The sequence below is a fragment of the Streptomyces niphimycinicus genome, assembly GCF_018883605.1.
Taxonomy (GTDB): domain Bacteria; phylum Actinomycetota; class Actinomycetes; order Streptomycetales; family Streptomycetaceae; genus Streptomyces; species Streptomyces niphimycinicus.
Genome location: NZ_JAHLEM010000396.1, coordinates 1 through 834, shown reverse-complemented (window position 1 = coordinate 834; position 834 = coordinate 1). Strand labels below are relative to the sequence as shown.

At 65.6% G+C, this 834-nt stretch carries 2 protein-coding genes; both read left to right on the top strand.

Features of this window, described 5'->3' with window-relative positions:
* Positions 1–386, top strand: a 386-nt coding sequence (locus tag KN815_RS30440) for an acyl carrier protein (RefSeq protein WP_253209333.1), incomplete at its 5' end; no start/stop codon positions are given.
* A gap of 57 nt (positions 387–443) precedes the next feature.
* The coding region (locus tag KN815_RS30435; protein ID WP_216345088.1) for a beta-ketoacyl synthase N-terminal-like domain-containing protein at positions 444–834 on the top strand (391 nt) is incomplete at its 3' end.

Below are 834 nucleotides of genomic sequence, written 5' to 3'. Positions count from 1 at the left end.
GCTTCGACTCGCTGACCGCCGTCGAACTGCGCAACCGGCTGGACGCGGCGACGGGCCTGCGCCTGCCCGCGACGATCGTCTTCGACCACCCGACGCCGGTCGCGCTCGCCCGCAGGCTGCGTACCGACGTCGTCGAGGACGGGATCTCGGCGGCCGCACCGATCCTCGGTGAGCTGGACCGGATCGAAGCGGCGATGGCCACGATCTCCGCCGACGACGTGGACCGGCCCAGGATCACGACGCGTCTTCAGACGCTCCTCCTCAAGTGGGGAGAAGCGGAGCAGGATTCGGGCAACTCCGGTAAGAAGGCGGTTTCGGACAAGATTCAGTCGGCGACGTCGGACGAGATCTTCGACTTCATCGACAAGGAGCTTGGGATCTCCTGAGCTGGCGCGGTCGGTTCCCGAGCGTCGTCCCTTACTACTTCCATGGGTGACATAACAATGAACGAAGAGAAGCTTCTCGACTATCTCAAGCGGGTGACCGCGGATCTCCAGCAGACTCGCCAGCGCCTGCTCGAGGCCGAGTCAGCGGACCAGGAACCGATCGCGATCGTCGCCATGAGCTGCCGGTTCCCCGGAGGGGTGAACTCTCCGGAGGACCTGTGGCGGTTGGTGGCGGAGGGCACCGACGCGATTTCGGAATTCCCCATGGACCGTGGTTGGGACATCGACGCCCTCTACGACGAGGACCCGGACCGTCCCGGCACCAGCTACACGACCGAGGGCGGCTTCCTGGAGAACGCCGACCAATTCGATCCGGCGTTCTTCGGGATCTCGCCGCGCGAGGCGCTCTCCATGGACCCGCAGCAGCGACTGCTGCTGGAGACGTCGT